The organism is Serratia sp. CY56464 (assembly GCF_052168435.1).
GTDB classification, from domain to species: Bacteria; Pseudomonadota; Gammaproteobacteria; order Enterobacterales; family Enterobacteriaceae; genus Serratia; species Serratia marcescens.
The window spans coordinates 1-19,865 of sequence record NZ_JBJNMV010000002.1; the positions used below are offsets into that span (position 1 = coordinate 1).

The following is a 19,865-nucleotide window of genomic DNA, read 5'->3' on the forward strand; positions in this document are numbered from 1 at the left end:
GCGGCAATAGCGCGGTGGTCCCACCTGACCCCATGCCGAACTCAGAAGTGAAACGCCGTAGCGCCGATGGTAGTGTGGGGTCTCCCCATGCGAGAGTAGGACACTGCCAGGCATCAAATTAAGCCGAAAGCCCTGAACTGACGTTCAGGGCTTTTTGCTATGCGTAAAACGTCAAAAAGCGCAGCTACGCTGCGCGGTTTTCCCCTCCTTCTTCTCCGTCAGCGAGCCAGAGAAAAGGCCCCGAAGGGCCTTTGATTAGGGTGTGTTTGCTTTTTCACTTATTATTCGATCAATGCGAGCTGCCCTGAGAGATGCCCAGCCCGGTTTGCGAACGGACAAACTGGGCCCGGAAGCGTTCCCGCTCCTGCTGTCCGGCCAGCGAGCTGTCGGTGATCGAGAACAGCCAGGTGCCGACAAAGGCCACGATCATCGAGAACAGCGCCGGATATTCATACGGATAAATCGGTTTTTCATGGCCGAGGATCTGCACCCAGATTGTCGGGCCGAGGATCATCAGAATCACCGCCGTTAACAGACCCAGCCAGCCGCCAATCATCGCGCCGCGGGTCGTCAAACGCGACCAGTACATCGACAGGATGATGATAGGGAAGTTACAGCTGGCGGCGATGGAGAAGGCCAGTCCGACCATAAAGGCGATATTCTGCTTCTCGAACAAAATCCCCAGGGCAATGGCGACCAGCCCTAATACCACGACGGTGATCTTGGAGACCTTCAGTTCATCGCGCTCGGTCGCCTTGCCGTTTTTAATCACGCTGGCGTACAGGTCATGGGACACGGCCGAGGCGCCGGCCAGCGTCAGGCCTGCGACGACAGCCAGAATGGTGGCGAACGCCACCGCCGAGATAAAGCCGAGGAAGAAGTTGCCGCCAACGGCATTGGCCAGGTGCACCGCCGCCATGTTGGTGCCGCCCAGCAGCGCGCCGGTGGCGTCTTTGAACGCCGGATTGGCGCTGACCAGCAAGATGGCGCCGAAGCCGATGATAAAGGTCAGAATATAGAAGTAACCAATAAAGCCGGTGGCGTAGAACACGCTCTTGCGCGCTTCCTTGGCGTCACTCACGGTGAAGAAACGCATCAGGATGTGCGGCAGACCGGCGGTGCCGAACATCAGCGCCAGGCCAAGCGATAGCGCGGAAATCGGATCGGAGACCAGCCCGCCGGGGCTCATGATGGCGATGCCTTTCGGGTGCACCTTTACCGCTTCGGCGAACAGGGTATTGAAGTCGAAGTTCACCGACTTCATCACCATCAGCGCCATAAAGCTGGCGCCCGCCAGCAACAGCACCGCTTTGATGATCTGCACCCAGGTGGTGGCCAGCATGCCGCCGAACAGCACGTACAGCACCATCAGGATACCGACCAGGATCACCGCCACGTGGTAGTTGAGCCCGAACAGCAGCTGGATCAGTTTGCCGGCGCCGACCATCTGCGCGATCAGATATAGCGCCACCACCACCAACGAGCCGCAGGCCGAGAGGGTACGGATCGGTTTCTGCTGCAGACGATAAGAGGCGACATCGGCGAAGGTATAGCGGCCGAGATTGCGCAGGCGTTCTGCGATCAGGAACAGAATGATCGGCCAGCCGATGAGGAAGCCGATGGAGTAGATCAGCCCGTCATAGCCCGAGGTATAGACCAGTGCGGAGATGCCGAGGAACGAGGCGGCGGACATGAAGTCGCCGGCGATCGCCAGGCCATTTTGCAGGCCGGTGATGCGCCCGCCCGCGGTGTAGTAGTCCTGACGGGAACGGGTGCGTTTGGACGCCCAATAGGTGATGTAGAGTGTGGCGCCGACAAACAGGATAAACATCACGATCGCCTGGATGTTCAGCGGTTGACGATGCACCTCACCGCCAATGGCGTCGGCGCAGGCCAGGCCAGGCAGTAACAGCAGCGCGGCGGCGGACAATAAGCGCTTCATTGTTTCACCTCGCGCAGAATCTCTGCGGTGAGGCGATCGAACTCGCCGTTGGCGCGAAACACGTAGATCCCGGTCAAGACGAAAGAGATCACGATCAACCCGACGCCGACCGGGATCCCGCGGGTGATGGTCGATCCGGCGGCGATCGGCGTGCCGAGCCATTGGGGATCGAAGGCGATCAACAAAATAAAGCCGACGTACAGCGCCAGCGTAATCAGCGAAAGCAGCCAGGCGAACCGGCCGCGTTTTCTCACCAGCTCTTTAAAGCGCGGGTTTTCTTCAATCCCTTGATAAATGGTGTCATTCATCAGAGTGTCTCCAGTCGGTATTGAGAGAGTACGCCGCGCCAGGGCCGCTCAACGGCGCGTTATCCGAATGAGCGGCCTGAAGCGGCGTAAATTATGACGGCACTTTCATTGATTGTTTTTCTTCCAACAGCTTGTCGACTACGGCCGGATCCGCCAGCGTGGAGGTATCCCCCAGGTTGCTGGTGTCGCCGGCGGCAATTTTGCGCAGGATACGCCGCATGATCTTGCCGGAGCGCGTTTTGGGCAGCGAATCTGTCCAGTGCAACACATCCGGCGTAGCGATCGGCCCTATCTCTTTGCGCACCCAGTTGCGCACTTCGGTATAGAGCTCCGGCGTCGGTTCTTCGCCGTGATTTAGCGTGATGTAGGCGTAGATCGCCTGGCCTTTGATGTTGTGAGGAATGCCGACCACCGCCGCTTCGGCGATTTTCGGGTGCGATACCAGCGCGGACTCGATCTCGGCGGTGCCCAGACGATGGCCGGAGACGTTCAGCACGTCGTCGACGCGGCCGGTGATCCAGTAGTAACCGTCCTCGTCGCGGCGGGCGCCGTCACCGCTGAAGTACATGCCTTTGAAGGTCGAGAAGTAAGTTTGCTCGAAGCGATCATGATCGCCGAACAGGGTGCGCGCCTGGCCTGGCCAGGAATCGACGATCACCAGATTGCCTTCGCAGGCACCTTCCTGCGGCGTGCCGACGTTATCGACCAGCGCCGGCTGTACGCCAAAGAACGGCCGCGTGGCTGAACCGGCCTTCAGCTCAGTGGCGCCCGGCAGCGGGGTAATCATGAAGCCGCCGGTTTCGGTTTGCCACCAGGTGTCGACGATCGGGCATCTCGCGTTGCCGATCTTGTTGTAATACCACTCCCAAGCTTCCGGGTTGATCGGTTCGCCGACCGAGCCCATGATGCGCAGCGAATCGCGCCGGGTGCCTTCGATCGCCTTGTCGCCTTCGGCCATCAACGCGCGAATGGCGGTCGGCGCGGTATACAGAATGTTGACCTGGTGTTTGTCGATCACCTGCGACAGACGATTGACGCCCGGATAGTTAGGTACGCCTTCGAACATCAGCGTGGTGGCGCCGCAGGCCAGCGGGCCGTACAGCAGATAGCTGTGACCGGTGACCCAGCCCACGTCGGCGGTGCACCAGTAAATGTCGCCGTCGTGGTAGTCGAACACATACTTAAAGGTCATCGCAGCGTAGACCAGGTAGCCGCCGGTGGTGTGCAGCACGCCTTTCGGCTTGCCGGTCGAACCGGAGGTGTACAGGATGAACAGCGGATCTTCGGCGTTCACTTCTTCCGGCGGGCAGTCTGCGGAGACGCCCTGGGTCAGCTCATGCCACCACAGATCGCGCCCTTCCTGCCAGTAGCCCGGTTTACCGGTGCGTTTGAATACCACCACGTTGGCCACGCTGACCACGCCGGGATTTTTCAGCGCATCGTCGACGTTCTTTTTCAGCGGCACGGCGCGGCCGGCGCGCAGGCCTTCATCGGCGGTGATCACCAGTTTGGCGTTGGAGTCGATAATGCGCCCGGCGACGGCTTCCGGCGAGAAGCCGCCGAAGATCACCGAATGTACGGCGCCGATGCGCGCGCAGGCCAGCATCGCGACCGCCGCTTCCGGCACCATCGGCATATAGATGGCCACCACGTCGCCTTTTTTAACGCCGAGCTGTTTCAGCACGTTGGCGAATTGGCAGACATCGTGATGCAGCTGTGTGTAAGTCACCTTTTTGGATTGGGTCGGGTCATCGCCTTCCCAGATAATGGCGGTCTGGTCACCGCGCTCGGCCAGATGGCGGTCCAGGCAGTTGGCCGCCAGGTTCAACGTGCCGTCTTCAAACCAGCGAATGCTGACGTGGCCCGGATCGAACGAGGTGTTTTTAACTTTGGTATAGGGTTTGATCCAATCCAGGATTTTGCCATGCTCACCCCAGAAAGCCTCTGGGTCTTGAACCGACTGTTGATAATACTCTTGGTATTGTGCCGGATTAATCAGGGCGCGTTCTGCAATTGCAGAAGGAATAGCGTGTTTATGCAGTTGGCTCATAGCTTTTCTCCTTGAAGTTGTTAATGATATGTCAACTGAAGGTTAAGTATAGTTTGCTATGATTCTTTGTTTCTTTTTTGCGCGGCAGATCACGCAACAAAGATATTGATTTGTAATCATTCTGTCGCATTTGCAGGGCGTATCTATCTCTTTGGCGCTTAAATCCTCATAAACCCACGTTTTTAACCAAAAACACTTATATAAAGAACAAAAAAGAATAAACCAAAACGGGCTCAACTGCCGAGAAATTAATAGATACGATCAGGGCCGCCATTATTTCTCGCTATAAATCTTTTTGGATTATTTTTCGCTATTAATATTCTAAGTTGGCATTAGCACGATATAACGATGGACTGCACAGCGTGAAATAACGTTTTATTAACCTTTAATTCCTGATGAAAGGTCGGGTAATGCCCTATGGTATGTGCCCTGCGATATCGTTCTTTTTTTAATCGAAATATAAAGTGGCACTGCATTTATGGGCGAAAGTGTCACTCGGTCAATTCTCATTTGTTTGACTTTTGAGTAACAAAATATAAACATATCATGCGGATTAAATATGCAGAATGAGCGAAAAATAACGCATTTTAATCGCGTTCAAAAAATCGTCGTCGGTGCGGTTATGTACTTCATTGTATGAAAAATTATGTTTTTAATAACAACCAATTATGCCGTTTGAAATAGTTACGCGAATTTTTTGTGATTCGATTCAGCGCTCAACACTGACAAATCAAGGCTTGCAGAGCATGCCGCCCGGATGATACAGATTTATACTGCGTTTCACCCAGGGCAGGTGAACGCTTCCGCTGAATTAACATAAGCCTGTAATAAATGATTAAGTATTCTTTTCGTCGTGTTGCGACTTTGTACGGCGAAAAGAGTCTTTGAGGACTTTTTGGGTATGAAAAGTGTAAAAATTAGCCTGGCTTGGCAAATCCTGATCGCGTTGGTACTGGGTATTATTGTTGGCGCGGTATTGCACAACCAGACCGAATCTCGTGAGTGGCTGGTCAGTAATATTCTCAGCCCGGCGGGTGATATCTTTATTCGTCTGATCAAGATGATTGTGGTGCCGATCGTTATTTCCACGCTGATCGTCGGTATTGCCGGCGTGGGGGATGCGAAAAAGCTGGGCCGCATCGGATTGAAAACCATTATTTACTTCGAAGTGATCACCACGATCGCCATCGTGGTGGGGCTGACGTTGGCCAACGTATTCCAACCTGGCCACGGCATTGATATGTCGACGCTGACCACGGTGGACATTTCGCAGTATGAGAAAACCACCGAACAGGTGCAAAGCGGTTCGCACAGTCTGGTGGCGACCATTCTGTCGCTGATCCCATCGAACGTCTTCTCGTCGATGGCCAAGGGCGACATGCTGCCGATTATCTTCTTCTCGGTGCTGTTCGGCCTGGGGCTGTCGTCGTTGCCGAAAGAGACCAAAGAGCCGCTGCTGAAGGTGTTCAAGGCGGTGTCCGAGAGCATGTTCAAAGTCACCCACATGATCATGCGTTATGCGCCGATCGGGGTGTTTGGCCTGATTGCGGTCACGGTAGCCAACTTCGGTTTCGCTTCGCTGCTGCCGCTGGCCAAGCTGGTGGTGCTGGTGTACTTCGCCATCGCGTTCTTCGCCCTGGTGGTACTGGGGGCGGTCGCCCGGCTGTGCAACCTGCGCATCTGGACGCTGATCCGCATCCTGAAAGACGAACTGATCCTGGCTTATTCCACCGCCAGCTCGGAAACGGTGCTGCCGCGCATCATCGAAAAGATGGAGGCTTACGGCGCGCCCAAGTCGATCACCAGCTTCGTGGTGCCGACGGGTTACTCCTTTAACCTGGATGGCTCGACGCTGTACCAGAGCATTGCCGCCATCTTTATCGCCCAGCTGTACGGCATCGAGCTGTCGTTGGGGCAGGAGATCGTGCTAGTGCTGACGCTGATGGTGACCTCGAAAGGGATCGCCGGCGTGCCGGGCGTCTCGTTCGTGGTGTTGCTGGCCACCCTGGGCAGCGTCGGCATTCCGCTGGAAGGCCTGGCGTTCATCGCCGGCGTGGACCGTATCCTGGATATGGCGCGCACCGCGCTGAACGTGGTGGGCAACGCGCTGGCGGTACTGGTGATCGCCAAGTGGGAGCACCAGTTCGATCGCAAGAAGGCGCTGGCCTACGAAACAGAGTTCCTGGCGCAGAAGGTGAAGCCGGCCAACCAGGCCTAATCACCGAGTATCGCCGACGTTGAAAACGCCCCAGGCAGTTGTGCCGGGGCGTTTTGTTTTTTATGGCTCTTCAACCTGCCACTTTCTTTTCTCTGCCTTACTGCGCGACTTGCATCCCCGCTTAACAGAATCTAAAGTGTTACCAAATTAATAGAAATGATAATAGATGTTATTATCATTTTCATTTGATGATGTATGGAGACACGCAAAGCCGTTGAACGGTGGGGTTACGCCCGTTCGGCGTCTTTATTCGGGCTTATCAAAGGTAGGTAACATGTCGGACACCGCTTTGGCCTCTGGATGGTTGCCGCTGGCGCCAGCGCAGCTTGATTTCTGGGAAGAACACACTTTGCACCCTGGGCGGACTCTGTCCACCGTCGCACATTGCACCGAACTGTGTGGCGCGGTAGAGGAAGAGACGCTCTGCCGGGCGATCGTCACCACTCTCGCCGAGACGCAGGCGTTTGCCTTGCGCTTTGGTGAGCGGCATGGCGACTCTCCTGCGTCGTTACGTTACGATCCACAGCGCACACCGCCATTGCAACGCATCGATCTGCAAACGCACGGCGATCCCTGGCAGGCGGCGCAAAGCCTGATGCGCGAAGATATCGCGCAGCGCCGGGCGCTGCACAGCGAGCCGCTAGCCGCAGCCTGGCTGCTCAAACTGGGGCCGGAGCGCTACCTCTGGTACGTGCGTGCGCACCATATTCTGGTTGATGGCTTCGGCATGGCCCTGATCGAACACCGCTGCGCCGCGTTATACGCGCACTATCTGGGTGAGGGCAGCGCGGGTATGCCCCTGGGTGCCTTTGACGCCTTTCAACAGGCTGAACTGGCCTACGCTGATTCTGAGCGATGCGCGCGCGATCGGCGCTTTTGGCAGACCTATCTGCCGCCGTCGCAGGCGCTGCCGACGGTGCGCAAGGGCGGTGAGGCCTATGGCGTACGGCGTTTGAGCGCCCACTACCGGCTGCCGGCGGCGGTGTCGCACTGTCTGGCGCAGTTGGCGGAGCGCAGCGGCATCAATTGGCCCGACTTGCTGGTGGCGCTGTCGGCGGCCTGGCTGTTTCAGGTGATGCCGCGCTGTACCCGGCAAGGCGATACGCTGCCGATGTGGATGCCGGCGCTGAATCGTCGTGGACAGGCCGCCACCAACGTGCCTTCGCTGGCGGTCAACACTCTGCCGCTGCTGGTGTCACCGCCGCAAGCGGAGACGCTGGGGAGCTTTCTCACCACGCTGACGCAGCAGCTGCGCGAGCTGCGCAGCCACGGCGGCTACCGCCTGCGCCAGCTGGCCGCCGATCGGGGCGTGGATCCGGACTCGCGCTTCTTTATTTCCCCTTTCATCAACGTGCAGCCCTTCGATACGCCCCGTTTTACCGGCTGCAGCGGTACGCGCAGCGTATTGGCCGGCGGCTCGGGCGACGGTTTCAACCTGACTTATCGCGGCCGCACCGACGCCCGCGATCTGCAGGTGGATATCGATATCTATCTGGAGCAGTTTCCGACGGAGGATGCGCTGGACTATGGCGAGGCGCTGCAAGAATTTCTGTTGCGTGCGCTGCAGCGGGAAGCCTGGGAGCAACCGCTGGCGGCCCTGACGGCGTTGCCCGCCTGAGAAAGTGCGGGCGGGAGGATGCTCCCGCCCGAGTGGTATGGCTTCAGCTGGCCAGCAACGCCGCCACTTCGCGCGCGTTCTTGCACGGCAAGAGCGAACTGCTTACCAGACGGGTGCCGAAAGCGTCATTGAGGCGTGCCGCCACCTGTTTGATATGCGGCAGCTTCAGCCCCATGGCGATAAACGCCGTCTCTTCCCCCCATTCCGGGCGCGGCGTTACGCCAATTTCCTGCCAGTAAATGGCCAGGATCTCGGCGCTGCGCGCCAGCGGCGCGTTCGGCGGCGGGGCCGCGCAGGCGTTCAACGCCGGCGCGGTTTGTTGGTGGCTCAGGTCGGCGCGGATGCGATGGCGGTCGGTTTTACCGTTGGCGGACAGCGGCAGCGCCTCGGCATGGATAAAGCGCGTGGGAATATGGGTACAGGGCAGATAGCCGGTGGCGAAGGCGCGGATCTCGGACAGCGGCAGCGGTTTGCCGTCGCGGGTCAGATACAGGGCGCCGAGCGCCGCCTCGTTGTTCTCTCCGCTGGGATAATCCACCACCACCATATCCAGGATCGCCGGATGACGGCGCAGCACGTCTTCGATTTCCGGCAGCGAGACGCGCACGCCGCGGATCTTCACATAGCCGTTCACCCGGGTGGCGAACATGATGTTACCGTCCGCACGGTAATAGCCCTGATCGCCGGTGCGGAAAGCGCGCAGCGATTGCCCGTCCGGCCCTTCGAGGGTGACGAAATCGTGCTGCTTCAGTTCCCCCTGCTCCAGATAGCCTAACGCCAGGTTGACCCCGGCGGTGTGAATGCGGCCGACCACGCCGGCCGGGCAGTGGCTGCCGTCGTCATGGCAGATGAAGTAGCGGTTGGCCGGCAGCGGGCGGCCGTAAGGCACGGTGCCGCTCTCCTGTGGGGCGATCGGGTGCCAGATGCTCCAAATGGTGGTTTCGGTCGGCCCGCCGAGTGAGAACAGCGCGAGATCCGGGCGCAGGGTACGCAGGGTTTGCACCGTCGCTGGCTTGATGTAGTCGCCGCCTTGCGCCACCAGGCGCAGGGAGCGCAGGCTGTCGGCCGTTTTACAGGTGAGCAGCATCTCCAGAATGGCCGGCACCGAACACCACAGACTGACCCGATGTTTCTCCACCAATTGGTTCCAACTGATGGCGTCCTTTTCCTGATGCGACGCCGGCAGCACCAGCGTGGCGCCGGCGCACAGCGAACCGAACAGATCGAACATCGACATGTCATGGTGCGGCGGCGTGACGGAAATGAAGACGTCGTCAGCGGTGACCGCCCAGCGCAGCTGGGTCTGGTGGATAACGTTGGCGGTGGCGCGGTTGTTGAGCACCACGCATTTGGGCTTGCCGGTGGTGCCGGAGGTATACAGATAGTAGCTTGCGGCCAGGCTGGCGCTGCGTTCCACCAACGTCTGTTCATCCGGCAGCGCTGGCGTGCGATCCGTCGGCGCCAGCAGGGTTGCCGGCGTCACGCCGATCGGCGTCTCCAGATCGCCGCCGTGCACCACCAACGTCGGCCGGCAGTTCTCCAGCAGGTAGGCAGTGCGCTCCGGCGGCGAGTTGATGTCGACAGGCACCCAGATTACCCCCTGCAGGGCGCAGGCGAGGCTGAAGATGACCAGTTCCGGGCTGCGCGGCAGATACAGCGCCACTACGTTGCCCGGCTGCACGCCGCGGCTCTGCAGGTTGGCGATTGCCGTGGCGATCCGCTGGCCCAGTTCGCGGTAGGTCAGCCTCTGCTCGCCGCAGATCAGCGCATTGCCGCCGTTTTGCGCGCCAAACAGCCGCTCGGCCAGCTGCGCCAGATAAGGGTAAGGCGCGTAATTCGCTTCGCTGTCGTTGTGGCGGTAATGCGCCAGATCGATGAAGTCCCGCGGCGCGATCGCCAGGTCGGCCCGTTGGCAACTGTGCAGGATGCGTCGCTGCAACGCGGCCAGCATGGCTTCTACCTGCTCACCGTGCAACGCCTGTTCGGCGTAGTCCACGCACAGCTGCAGATTTTTTTCGCTGTCCAGCGTCAGGCGAATGTCGATGGCGACCTGCGGCGTTTGGGTCAGGCCGTCGTGGAAGCGCACCGGCGCCTCGGCCGGCAGCGTTTCCCAACCCAGGCAGTTGGTCAGGATCACCGGCAGCGCCGGGCCGCCCTGGCTTTGGCCGAGCAACTGCCGCGCCAGATCGACGCCGGAAAACGCCAGGTGGTCGAGCGCGCCGAGTACATCGTCCTGCAGGGCCTGCGCGCGCTGAATAAAATCTTCGCCGTGGCGGGAATAGCGCACCGCCACGAAGCTGGAGGCGTTGCCCAGGGCGCCGTCGGCGGCGGGGAACGCCACCGGCACCCCGACGCACAGCTCGCCATCGGTGGTCCAGTGGGCCAGCGTATCGAGGATCAGCGCCGACAGCAGGCTGTTGCGCAGCAGCGCATGCGGCGATCCCAGGCGGCCAAGCTGTTTTACCGTATCGCGCGGTAGCGTCAAGGTGGCGCGGCGATAGCGTGATGAGGTGAGATTGGCGAGCGGGGCGCGCCACGGCAGTGCCGACGGCGTGGTGACATCCTGCAGCTTTTCACGCCAGTAGGCGGCATCGGCCTGGCGCTGCGTCGCCGATGTGGCGGGGGGCGGCAGTGCGGCGGCGGTCGGCGCCAGAGGGCGATCGTCGAACAGGCGCGCGATCACGGTGGAGATCCCCTGGCCGTCGAGGATCAAGGCATCGAAGCTGGTGAAGATCAGCGTATCGTACGGCGATCCCGTCGGATCCTGCTGTTCGGCAAGTTGGATCACGGCGATGCGCCACAGTGGCTGGCTCGGATCGTGGCGCTGGTGGGAATAGCGATCGCGCAGCTGTTCAGTCTGGCGCTGCGCCGCTTCGTCATCAAGGGAGCGCAGATCGTGGCGATCCAGATGCAGCGTCACCTCTGGGCGTACGTGCTGCGTGGCGCGCTGCACATCGATGCAGGTGCGCAACGCCGGGTAGTGCTGTACCAGCTCGGCCAGGCGCGCTTCAAGGCGCGGTACATCCCGCTGCCGGGTGCGGTATTCGCGAAAGTCGTGCATCGCCACGCCGCCGAGCGGCCATCGATCGCTGCGGCCCAGAAGGTAGGCCTGCTGCAGTGCGGTTAATGGTGTCTCCATGGTACTTCCCTATAGTCGCTAACCGATTAAAACGAGCCGGGCGCCGTGCGCCCGGAAACCGATCTCAGTGCTGCGGCGCCAGCGCGGCGAGCAGCGTTTTCGCATGCTTTCCTGCCTCGGGCGACCGTTGGCAGATCAACGCCGCCAGCGCAGCCGAGGAGGGATGCGCCGTCAGATCCTGCGCCGTCAGCGCCGCCGCCAGATACTTGTTGAGCACTGTCAGCAGCGCGTTCACCCCGGCATCCGGCAAGGCCAACCGGCGGATATCGTCGTGGTCGCGCAAGTCGGCCTCGGGAGCCACCCGCGCCAGCAGCCGGTGCAGCACCTGGCGCACCGGCGCCTGCTGCGCCAGCGCGTCGGGCGTGCATTGCGCCAGCAGCTGCGACAGCGGGCGATCGAACGCCCCCGCTTGCCGCGCGGCCAGGTGCAGCAGCGCCCGGTAACAGGCCAGCAGGCGCGGCAGCACCTGCTCGGGGAACGCGTCCAGCCGCACGTCCCAGTTGATCAGAATACCGTCGTCGACATGGGCGACCTGCGCATCCAGCGCCACCTGCGGCCCCTGAGAGATCACCCAGCCGAGACGGCCGAAGGTGTCGGTGACCCGTTCGGAAAACAGCGTTTTGCCGCGGATGCCGAAACCGGCGGTAAACACCACCGGCGAAGGTTGCAGGCTGCCGTGCAGGCGCGACAGATCGCGCATCACGCTGACGCCGGGGTAATCCGCATGCTCGATCAGCTCCGCCAGCTGCGTCATCAGGCGCCGGCAGAAGGCGTTCAGGTTTTCCGTCGGGTTCAGTTCCACGCCGAGCAGCACCAGGTTAGAGAAATCGCCGATGAGGCGATGTGCGTCTTCCCGTTCGCTCTCGCGGTGGAACAGCGGCACGTTGAGCCGGAAGCGTGTCATGTTCCAACCCTGGCCGACGGCCAGCGCGAACAGCGCCAGAAACAGCGTCGAGAGGGAGGTGTGATGCCGTTTCGCGACGTTTTCCAGCGCGCGGCTTTCTTCTGCATTCAACTGTATGGCCAAACGATCGCTGCGGCAGCGGTCCGGCGTGCGCAGCAGGCGCGGCGCCGGCGGCATCTGCGCCAGGCGTTCACGCCACCAACGCTGGCCGCGTTCGCGCCGTTGGCGCAGCGCCGCGTCGGCGTCGCGTCGTTCGAGGTGGTCGAAGTAGGCCAGCGGCGCGTCATGGGCAGGGGCCGGCGGGCACTGGTGATAAAACGCCGTCAGATCTTCCATCAACAGGCGAAAGCTCATGGCATCGCCGGCGATCATGTCGAGATCGACATGCAGGCGGCTGCGTCCCGCCGGCAACAGGCTCAGGCTGATATCGCAGGGAACGCCCTGTTCCAGCGGCAGCAACTGGGTGCTTTTCGCCTGGCGCTTGGCGGCGAGCGCGGCCGCCAGCGTCGCTTCATCGGCATGTCGCCAGTCGTCGAGATGTAAAGTATGCCGGGGGCCGGGAGGTGCGATCGTCTGCCTGCCATCGTCGGTAATGCGCAGGCGTAACAGCGGATGGCGCAGATACAGCGCCTCGACGGCCTGGCGCAGCCGGGCGATGTTCAGCTCGCCGCTGTCGAATTCCGCATACAGGTGGGCGGCCATGCCGCCGAGAGGAGGAGCGGACTGTCGGCCTACCCAATAGGCGGCCTGCATCGTGGTCAAAGCTTTCATCGGGTATCCATTTTGATTCAGCCAACGAGACTGCAAGAATATATCCAAATGTTAATAGGAATGAAAATTATTATTATTTGATTCATTTGGCGCAGAGGTGCTATCTATAAGGGGTTTTAGCGATGCCGGGCAGGCAGGGCGTTGGGTGTGAATAATTTATCTATATTATTCTTAGCATTGAAATGATTGCTTGTTATTGCAGCGCTTGTTTTTCCTGCAAAAATATAAGGGTTTCTGGCGGCGAATACGCCCGGCCTCACACCATTGTTGATAATGATTTGCATTAAAAAATGCAAAATATTATCATTCTTAACACTATTTTACGTTTTTATACAAGCTGCCGGCCGCTTCGCCGGCGGCTTGGCTGTGGACGGGGCCGCGCCCGTTCGGCCGCGAAAGACATGGGTTCGCCGCAGGGATAAGCAACAGCAAGGCCGGGAAGGCCGCAGCGTCATGGTCTGTGTGAGTGTCGATGTAGGTTGTGTAAAAAAAAATCAAATTTTGTGCACCTCTGGGATGAAAGGAGAAGACATCTATGGGCAAGCATTTTGCGGCTCAACGGCATGAAAGCGTAGGAAACGGGGAAAAGGCGGGGATGAAAGCCCTTGGGGCATTTTCCTCCGTATTTTTAGGGGTTTGTTCACTGGCGATCGGTAACGTCAACGCGGCGGAAACGAAGAGCAACGAAACCTACCAGGACGCGGAAACGCTGCTGGTTACCGGTGAGAAGATCAAACGTTCCATTTTCGACACCGGCTCCAGCGTGCAGGTGTTCGACAGCAACCGCATCGCCTCGATGCCCGATGCGGTGCAGATCCCCGATCTGCTACGCATGACCCCCAACGTGGTGGATCTGGGCATCGGCAACGAACTGCCGACCGTGCGCGGTATCGACGGTTCCGGCCCGAACGTCGGCGCCAACGCTTTCCTCAGCGGCACCCGCCCGCGCCTCAATCTGTCATTGGACGGCCGTTCGCTGACGTATAACGAACAGGCGTTCGGTCCGCAGTCGCTGTGGGATCTGGATCGCGTCGAAGTGTTCCTCGGCCCGCAAAGCTACATCCAGGGGCGCAACGCCATCGCCGGCGCCATCGTCATGGCCAGTAAAGATCCGACCTTCGAATGGGAAAGCGCGTTCAAGGGCGGGGCCGGCAACCAGCACTCTTCACAGCTGGCCGCCATGGCGTCCGGCCCGCTGGTGGAAGATCAGCTGGCGTTCCGCGTCAGCGTCGATCGCCAGCGCCGCCGTAGCGAAGCCGATCTGCCGGCCTATGCGCCGGTGGGCGATCCGCGCGAAGTGGAGGCCACCACCGCCCGCGCCAAGCTGTTGTTTAACCCGGCCGGCCTGCGCGATCTGACCACCAAGCTGACCTTTAACCACTTTGGCAGCACCGCGCCGCAGAACGAAAGCCTCAACCCGCAGCCGCATCCGACCAACCCGCGCCACGATCCGCGCCGCGCCGTGTTCAAAAGCAACATGAACAGCACCATCTGGGATCTGGCCTGGGAGGCCTCCGATGCGCTGACGTTTGAAAACCGCGTTATCTATACCGATTTCAACATCAACCGTCCGACCGCTTACAACATCCAATACGCCGAGATCGACGGCCAGGAAGTTCACGTGGAGCCGGTGGTGCGCTTCGGCGGAGCGGACAGCCGCCTGCATGGGCTGGCGGGGCTGCGTTACTTCCACGGCACGCAGGATGAGTTCGTCAACATCTTCGGCGGATCGACCTTCAAAGATAAAACCGATACCCATTCGGCGTTCGCCGAGCTGACCTATGCGCTGACGCCGCAGGTGGACGTGACCGCCGCCAGCCGCCTGGAACGCGAACACCGTCGCCGCGACGGCGGCAGCCAGGCGGTGCGCATCGATTTCGATGAAACCTACACCGTGTTCCTGCCGAAGCTGGACGTGGCCTGGAAACCGACGGATACCCAAACCTACGGCGCCAAGATCGCCCGCGGCTATAACGCCGGCGGCGGCGGCATCACGATCGGCACGCCGGTGGTCAGCTACACCTACGGTTCTGAGTATGTCTGGAACTACGAGTTGTACACCCGCCATCACCTGAAAGACGCCAACGTGGTGCTGACAGGTAACATCTTCTACAACGATTACAAAGACATGCAGCTTCCGTACTCGCTGGGTGAGAACTCCAGCGTGATCCGCAACGCCGACAAGGTGGAAACCTACGGCGCGGAAATCGGCGCCACCTGGCAGCCGCGCTGGGACTTCGAACTGTTCGGCAACCTCGGCCTGTTGAAAACCGACATCAAGAAGTTCTCGGGCAGCGGCGTGGAAGGGCATGAGCTGGCGCGCGCACCGGCTTACACCGCCAACATGGGCGCCAAATATCAGTTCCTGAAAGGATGGGAGCTGAGCAGCAACGTGGCGTTTACCGACTCCTACTATTCGCAATACGACAACGACTCGCGCGGGCGCATCGGCTCTTATTGGACGGCCAACGCCCAGTTGGCTTACACCTTCGACTACGGTCGCGCCACGCTGTATGCGAAAAACCTGTTTGATTCCGACCGCCGCGAGATGGTCAGAAGCAACGACATCTACACGGCGACTCTCCAGCGAGGCCGCCTGGTCGGCGCAGCGGTTGAGCTGACTTTCTAACGCTATCGCGGTGACGGGGGACGAATGTCCCCCATTTTATGCGCTATCCCGGCATGGCCGGGCAAAGGAGATAACGCAGTGATCGGTGATTTTGACAGCATTCTGAGCGATGAAGAGGCCCAGCGGCTGGAGAGCGCGTTTCAGGCGCTGGGCGCGGGGGCGGCGAACGGCGAGCGGCCGGTAAGCGAAGCCGAAGAACGAGCATGGTTCGCCCATCTGCAGCAGGGCGGTGCGCACGGGCAGCGGGCGCTGGCCTGGCGCCTGACGGGGGACGTGGATATCGCCCGGCTGGCGGCGGCGCTGCAGGCGCTGGTGCGGGAAACGCCGGGCGTGAACGTGCGTTACGTTTTTGATGACGAAAACGGTCTGGTTAAACGCGCCGCCGATTCTGCGCCGTTGCCGGTGAGCCTGCGTCAGGTGGCGGATGAACAACACGCCATGGGTTGCCTGCTGCAAGCGCAGGCGGCGCCATTTGAACTGGAAAGCGAAGCGCCGCTGCGCTGCCTGCTGTTGCTCACGTCGGGTGATGACGTGATTTTGGGCGTGGTATTGCATGACATTCTGGCGGAAGCGTTGCCGTGGCGCCACCTGCCGACGATGCTGTCCGCCCGTTATAACGGGGGTGCGATGCCCCTGTCTTTCGTGGCGGAGCCGGTCGAGCCGGCGGAAATCCCGGAGCCGCAACTGCCCTGGAAGCGCCAGGCGGTTTCGCTGCAGGATTACCGCAGCCCGGCGCAGCGTGCTGAAGCCTTGCCGCCGGTGGGGGGGCGCGTGGTCACGCGCATTGCGCGTTCGCTGTTACCCGCCAACGACACACCGCGGGCCTTGCTGGCGGCGGTAGCGGCGCGGTTTGCCGAGTTCGTCGCCGCGCAGGCCGGTGGGCAAGCCGTGCAGCTGTGCGTGCCGACGGCGGAGACGGCGGAGTGCATCGGTTTGGAGCTGGGGCTGACGGCGGTACCGCTGATGCGCCTGACCGTGCTGCATGGCGAGGGCGACATCGGGCAGCGGCTGCTGGCACAGACCGTGGCCGAACAGCCGGATCCGCAGCGGGCGCAGCTGCTGGTGGCCTGGCGTGACGATCTGGCTGCGGACTGGCGCATGGAAGGCGTTCACGCCGAACGCCTGTTGCTGCCGCCGCTGCATACGCCGTTTGAACTGGCGCTGCTGTTGGGCTTGCCGGAGGCAGAAACGCTGACGCTGGAGCTGGTCACCGACCCGCGCCTGTCTCCGCACGCGGCGCCTTTCCTGCTGGAGCAGTTCAGCGCGTTCCTGGCCGGGCAGCGAATTACCGTCGCATTGCCGGCGGCTTCCCCGGCGATGGCCGCGCCGGCGGCGAACGGCGACGCGGACGAAAGCGTTGCGCCGCTGATTTTGCAGGAGTTTCGTGAGGCGCTGGTGGCCCCGGAAATGACCCTGGATGAAGACTTCTTCGATCGCGGCGGCCATTCGCTGGTCGCTACCCGGGTGATTGGCCGCTTGCTGAGCCTGCATCAGATCGAAATCAACATTAACGATTTGTTCAGCCATCCGACGGCGCGCGGGTTGGCGGGCTATGCCAAACGTCTGAACGTTGCGCAGCCGAATGCCGCGCTAGCCATCGCCGACGATCATGATCGGGCACAGGCGCCGCTGTCGCTGGCACAGGAATCGCTGTGGAAGGTGTATGAAGCCTTCGGCCATGACGAGATTTTCAACCTGCCGTTCTCTCTGCGCTTCTTCGATGCGGTGGATGAAACGGCGCTGCATCAGGCGTTTATCGACGTCATGACTCGTCATACCGTGCTGCGTTCACGCTTCGTCGAGCAGCAGGGGGAGGTGGTGCAGGTCGTGGTGCCGGCCGCAGAATTGCCTGATTATCAGTGGTTCCGCTTCTCCCACGAGACGCCGGCGGGTAATGCCGCCGCCCTGTTGGCCGACGCCGGCCAGCATCGGTTCGATCTGGCCGCCGAGCTGCCGCTGCGCGCCACGCTGCTGCGCGATGCGGACAACGGCCAACAGCTGCTGTCGCTGCTGTTCCACCATGTGGTGCTGGATGAATGGTCGCTCAACCTGATGATGGACGAGTTGGGCGTCGCCTATCGCCATCGCGTCGTCGGCCAGGCGCCGCAGTGGAGCGGGCAGCCGCCGCAGTTCCATACCTTCGCCCGGCAACAGCGGGCTTCGGGAGTGCAGCAGCAACATCTGGACTACTGGCTCGATGCGCTGCGCGGCGCGCCGGTCGGCCAGCCGATCTTCCGGCAAGAAGCGTCCACCCACCCGGCGGTGCCGGCGCCGGCGGACGTCAACGGCGGCTGGCTGGAGTTCGAGGTCGATCCTGCCGTGGCGGAAGGCTTGTATCAGCTTGCCCGCCGCAACAACGCGTCGCTGTTCAACGTGGTGTATGCCGGGATTACCTCGGCGCTGCGCCTGCTGGGCGGCCCGGCGGATCTGCTGGTGGGCACCTCGACTTCCGGCCGTAACGACGCCGAGTTCTTCGATACCGTCGGCTATTTCACCACCGTGGTGGTGCACCGCGTGCGCTTCGACGAGGGGCTAACGGTGGCCGGATTGGTCAGCCAGGTGAAAAACACCATCAATGGCTCGCTGCCGTACACTGACATTCCGATCGATCTGGTGGAGGAAGGGCTGTTCGGCGTGGACGCCGACCGCAAGAACCACATGTTCGAAGTGTTTATCCAGATCCACAGCCGCATCAAGCTGAACGGCGAGTTCCGGCTGCAGGACGGCAGCGCGATCGCCTACCGTCAGGTGGAGCCGGAGAAAGCCGAATCGTTGCTCGGCCTGCAGTTTGAGGTGATGGAAGACGATCTGGCGGGGGCGAAATCCCTGCGGGTGATGATGACCTACCGCCAGGATCACTACAGCCGGGAGCAGGCCAATCTGATCGCCGACGGCGTTCAGCATGTCTTTACCCAGTTTGCGCAGCACATCGCTGGCGATATCGCTCTGGCGGCGCTGCCGCCCGGGCCGCAGGCATGACGTTGTTTCACTCTAACCGAAAGCATGATTTTCAAGGAGATAAAAGGATGTCTGGAACCCTAGCAACCCCGCGCGCGTTACTGTCGCTGCTGGTGGCGGCCTCTCTGGTGGTCGCCGGCGCCGCGCAGGCCGACGATGCCGGCATCAAACCGCAAGACATCAAGCGCCAGGCGCTGTCGTCGACGGTGGTGGAGATGGCCTACAGCACCTCGCAACAGGCGCTGTTCGTCAGCGCGCCGGATTGGAAGGAAGAGGCGCGCTCCCGCGTGCTGCGGCTGGATCCCAACACCCTGGCGATCAAGGCGGAGATCCCGCTGCAGGTGAAAGGCTTCGGCGTGGCGCTGAACGACGCTGGCAATCGCCTGTACCTGACGCAGGCCTTCAACGGCGAAGTCGGGGTGGTGGACACCACCACCAACCACGCGCTGGGCAGCATCAAGCTGCTGGACAAGGCGGTGCTGGAGCAGGCTTACAAGCAGGCGGGCATCAGCGGCAAGCGTCTGGATTTCCTGTTGGCGGAGCTGAAGAAGTTTAAAATCACCGAGGACTACCTGTATCGTCTCCGCGAGATCAAGTATGACGCGCAAAGCGGCCGTCTGTTCCTGCCGGGCCTGGGTTTCGGCGTCGACAGCGTGCTGTACGTGGTCGATACCAAGGCCGGCAAGCTGGAGAAAGTGATCCCGGGCTTCGGTTACAACGCGGTGGGCATCACGCTGGATGAGAAGGGCCGTCGGGTATTCGTTTCCAACATGCAGGGGCAGGTGATCACCCTGAACGCCGACACGCTGGCGATCACCGCCACGCACGAAGTGCAGGCCGATCAGCTGCTGAACCTGGTGTATGACCCGGCGGGCAATCGCCTGCTGGGCGTCGATCAGGGCATCGATCGCGACGACTACCGCAACCATCATCTGGGGCACGACTACGTGAAGCGCAGCAGCGGCCACCGGGTATTTGCGCTGGATGCGGACAGCGGCAAGGTGCTGGCCAGCGAGCTGACGGATGAGGTGCCGATCGGCCTGTTGCTCGACGAGCGCAGCCAGCGGCTGTATGTCGCCAACCGCAAAGGGGTACGCGTGGATCACGGCGCCGGGACGCTAACGGTGTTTGACGCCAAAACGCTCAAGCGTCTGCAGACCGTGGATTTGCCGCCGCACCCTAACAGCCTGGCGCTGGATCCGAAAGGTGACGCGCTGTTCGTGACGGTGAAAAACGACGGCGCTTCCACCAAGGCCGGCAAGCCGGAAAGCGTGGTGCGTATTCAACTGAATTCCAACTAGCTGAATATAAAGATAAAAAAAGGGCGC

At 61.1% G+C, this 19,865-nt stretch carries 10 protein-coding genes and 1 rRNA gene; 6 read left to right on the forward strand and 5 right to left on the reverse strand.

Annotation, left to right across the window (positions count from 1 at the left end; genetic code table 11):
* Positions 1–112: ribosomal RNA gene (gene rrf / locus ACJ8KE_RS13645) — 5S ribosomal RNA — on the forward strand; the annotation flags it as partial.
* Between the two features lie 177 nt (positions 113–289).
* On the opposite strand, the gene actP is transcribed toward rrf, so the two are convergent.
* The 3 genes from actP to acs form a co-directional block, all read right to left on the reverse strand.
* Positions 290–1,942 carry a cation/acetate symporter ActP gene (actP, locus tag ACJ8KE_RS13650; protein ID WP_004930048.1) on the reverse strand — a complete coding sequence of 551 codons (1,653 nt, stop codon included), beginning with the start codon at positions 1,940–1,942 and terminating at the stop codon, positions 290–292.
* On the reverse strand, positions 1,939–2,250 hold the full coding sequence (locus tag ACJ8KE_RS13655; RefSeq protein WP_004930047.1) for a DUF485 domain-containing protein: 312 nt from the start codon (positions 2,248–2,250) through the stop codon (positions 1,939–1,941). Before ACJ8KE_RS13655 ends, actP begins: the two co-directional genes overlap by 4 nt.
* Positions 2,251–2,341: 91 nt before the next feature.
* Complete coding sequence (gene acs / locus ACJ8KE_RS13660) at positions 2,342–4,300, reverse strand: acetate--CoA ligase (protein WP_117287237.1); 1,959 nt, start codon at positions 4,298–4,300, stop codon at positions 2,342–2,344.
* A gap of 901 nt (positions 4,301–5,201) precedes the next feature.
* Here acs and gltP point away from each other — a divergent pair.
* Together gltP and ACJ8KE_RS13670 are read left to right on the forward strand one after the other, a co-directional pair.
* Positions 5,202–6,518, forward strand: coding sequence for a glutamate/aspartate:proton symporter GltP (gene gltP, locus ACJ8KE_RS13665; protein ID WP_016929412.1), 1,317 nt, complete (start codon positions 5,202–5,204; stop codon positions 6,516–6,518).
* A 274-nt stretch (positions 6,519–6,792) separates the two neighbouring features.
* The gene (locus ACJ8KE_RS13670) at positions 6,793–8,136 is read left to right on the forward strand and encodes a condensation domain-containing protein (RefSeq protein ID WP_234213468.1); all 1,344 of its coding nucleotides are present in this window, start codon (positions 6,793–6,795) and stop codon (positions 8,134–8,136) included.
* Positions 8,137–8,179: 43 nt separating this feature from the next.
* On the opposite strand, the gene ACJ8KE_RS13675 is transcribed toward ACJ8KE_RS13670, so the two are convergent.
* Together ACJ8KE_RS13675 and ACJ8KE_RS13680 are read right to left on the reverse strand one after the other, a co-directional pair.
* Complete coding sequence (locus ACJ8KE_RS13675) at positions 8,180–11,275, reverse strand: amino acid adenylation domain-containing protein (protein WP_442517282.1); 3,096 nt, start codon at positions 11,273–11,275, stop codon at positions 8,180–8,182.
* Positions 11,276–11,339: 64 nt separating this feature from the next.
* On the reverse strand, positions 11,340–12,950 hold the full coding sequence (locus tag ACJ8KE_RS13680; protein ID WP_442517283.1) for a condensation domain-containing protein: 1,611 nt from the start codon (positions 12,948–12,950) through the stop codon (positions 11,340–11,342).
* Positions 12,951–13,485: 535 nt separating this feature from the next.
* On the opposite strand from ACJ8KE_RS13680, the gene ACJ8KE_RS13685 reads away from it, so the two are divergent.
* The 3 genes from ACJ8KE_RS13685 to ACJ8KE_RS13695 all read left to right on the forward strand — a co-directional run bounded on the left by ACJ8KE_RS13685 (position 13,486) and on the right by ACJ8KE_RS13695 (position 19,838).
* Complete coding sequence (locus tag ACJ8KE_RS13685; protein ID WP_016929409.1) at positions 13,486–15,579, forward strand: TonB-dependent receptor; 2,094 nt, start codon at positions 13,486–13,488, stop codon at positions 15,577–15,579.
* A gap of 78 nt (positions 15,580–15,657) precedes the next feature.
* Positions 15,658–18,558: a condensation domain-containing protein gene (locus tag ACJ8KE_RS13690; RefSeq protein ID WP_442517284.1), complete on the forward strand. Its 2,901-nt coding sequence runs from the start codon at positions 15,658–15,660 to the stop codon at positions 18,556–18,558.
* A 47-nt stretch (positions 18,559–18,605) separates the two neighbouring features.
* Positions 18,606–19,838, forward strand: coding sequence for a YncE family protein (locus tag ACJ8KE_RS13695; protein ID WP_421086171.1), 1,233 nt, complete (start codon positions 18,606–18,608; stop codon positions 19,836–19,838).
* Positions 19,839–19,865 lie beyond the last annotated feature (27 nt).

Excerpts from the sequence above, each read along its gene's own strand:
- actP (WP_004930048.1), bottom strand. The coding sequence starts at position 1,942 with ATGAAGCGCTTATTGTCCGCCGCCGCGCTGCTGTTACTGCCTGGCCTG.
- ACJ8KE_RS13680 (WP_442517283.1), bottom strand. The coding sequence starts at position 12,950 with ATGAAAGCTTTGACCACGATGCAGGCCGCCTATTGGGTAGGCCGACAG.
- acs (WP_117287237.1), bottom strand. The coding sequence starts at position 4,300 with ATGAGCCAACTGCATAAACACGCTATTCCTTCTGCAATTGCAGAACGC.
- ACJ8KE_RS13655 (WP_004930047.1), bottom strand. The coding sequence starts at position 2,250 with ATGAATGACACCATTTATCAAGGGATTGAAGAAAACCCGCGCTTTAAA.
- ACJ8KE_RS13695 (WP_421086171.1), top strand. The coding sequence starts at position 18,606 with ATGTCTGGAACCCTAGCAACCCCGCGCGCGTTACTGTCGCTGCTGGTG.
- ACJ8KE_RS13670 (WP_234213468.1), top strand. The coding sequence starts at position 6,793 with ATGTCGGACACCGCTTTGGCCTCTGGATGGTTGCCGCTGGCGCCAGCG.
- ACJ8KE_RS13685 (WP_016929409.1), top strand. The coding sequence starts at position 13,486 with ATGGGCAAGCATTTTGCGGCTCAACGGCATGAAAGCGTAGGAAACGGG.
- gltP (WP_016929412.1), top strand. The coding sequence starts at position 5,202 with ATGAAAAGTGTAAAAATTAGCCTGGCTTGGCAAATCCTGATCGCGTTG.
- ACJ8KE_RS13675 (WP_442517282.1), bottom strand. The coding sequence starts at position 11,275 with ATGGAGACACCATTAACCGCACTGCAGCAGGCCTACCTTCTGGGCCGC.